The sequence below is a fragment of the Sphingobium algorifonticola genome (genome assembly GCF_004005485.1).
Taxonomy (GTDB): domain Bacteria; phylum Pseudomonadota; class Alphaproteobacteria; order Sphingomonadales; family Sphingomonadaceae; genus Sphingobium; species Sphingobium algorifonticola.
On sequence record NZ_RZUL01000031.1, the window covers coordinates 1 to 1523 of the forward strand.

Here is a 1523-nt window from a genome sequence, read left to right on the forward strand (position 1 = left end):
TGTTCCCCGTCAGCACCAATGGCACAGATTTGAGGTTGTGATTTAAGGAGGGTTGGGGCTTCGTCGCAGTGACGAAGGAACGAAGATGAAGCCCCAACCCTCCTTGCAAAAATCGCTGGCAAAGGCCCCTGCTGAGCGGGTGGTGAAGGACATCCGGCGGCAGACGCGTCGCCATTTCTCGGCCGAGGACAAGATCCGCATCGTGCTCGATGGACTGCGCGGCGAGGACAGCATTGCCGAGCTATGCCGCAAGGAAGGCATCGCGCAGAGCCTGTACTACACTTGGTCGAAGGAGTTCATGGAGGCGGGCAAGCGGCGCCTGGCCGGCGATACCGCGCGTGCCGCGACCACCGGCGAGGTGCAGGACCTGCGCCGCGAAGCCCGCGCATTGAAGGAGTGCGTCGCCGAGCTGACGCTCGAGAACCGTCTGCTGAAAAAAAGCATGATCGCGGATGGGGGCGACGACGAATGAGGTATCCTGCATCCGAGAAGCTCGAGATCATCAGGATCGTCGAGCGGTCGCATCTGCCCGCCAAGCGCACGCTGGACCAGCTCGGCATCCCCCGCCGGACATTCTACCGCTGGTATGACCGCTATCTCGAAGGCGGGCCGGAGGCGCTGGAGGATCGACCATCGGCGCCGAGCCGGGTGTGGAACCGCATCGCGCCCGAGGTGCAGGACCAGATCGTCGAGATGGCGCTGGATTACAGCGAGTTATCACCGCGCGAGCTGGCTGTGCGGTTCACCGACGAGAAGCGCTACTTCGTGTCGGAAGCCACGGTTTACCGCCTGCTCAAGGCCCACGACCTGATCACCAGCCCGGCCTATGTCGTGATCAAGGCCGCCGATCAGTTCCACACCAGGACCACCCGGCCAAACGAGATGTGGCAGACCGATTTTACCTACTTCAAGATCATCGGGTGGGGCTGGATGTATCTGTCGACCGTGCTCGACGACTTCTCGCGCTACATCATCGCCTGGAAGTTGTGCGCCAACATGCGCGCCGAGGACGTGACTGACACGCTGGACCTCGCGCTTGCGGCGTCTGGCTGCGACAGCGCCACGGTGCTGCACAAACCAAGGCTGCTCAGCGACAACGGCCCGAGTTACATCGCGGGCGAACTGGCGGAATACATCGAGGCCAACAAGATGAGCCACGTGCGCGGCGCCCCGATGCACCCGCAGACCCAGGGCAAGATCGAGCGTTGGCACCAGACGCTGAAAAACCGCATCCTGCTGGAAAACTACTTCCTGCCCGGTGACCTCGAGGCCCAGATCGAGGCCTTCGTCGGGCACTACAACCACCAGCGTTACCACGAGAGCCTGAACAACGTGACGCCCGCCGACGCCTACTTCGGCAGGGCCAGCGCCATCATCCAACAGCGCGAAAGGATCAAACGGCAGACCATCGAACATCGGCGCTTGCTTCACCGCAAGCTCGCCGCCTAACATCAACCCCCAGACGAGGCCCGCACTCCGCTAATCTACGCCGCGAGTTGCGCCAAATGTTCTGACGACGGACA

General features: G+C 62.4%; 1 protein-coding gene. It reads left to right on the forward strand.

Features of this window, described 5'->3' with window-relative positions:
- Positions 1-85: 85 nt before the first annotated feature.
- Positions 86-1449 (forward strand): IS3 family transposase gene (locus tag ENE74_RS18045; protein ID WP_420902613.1). Its coding sequence is split into 2 segments (ribosomal slippage): positions 86-433 and positions 436-1449, totalling 1362 coding nucleotides; the frame shifts between segments, so codons are not numbered across the junction.
- The last annotated feature ends 74 nt before the right edge of the window (positions 1450-1523 follow it).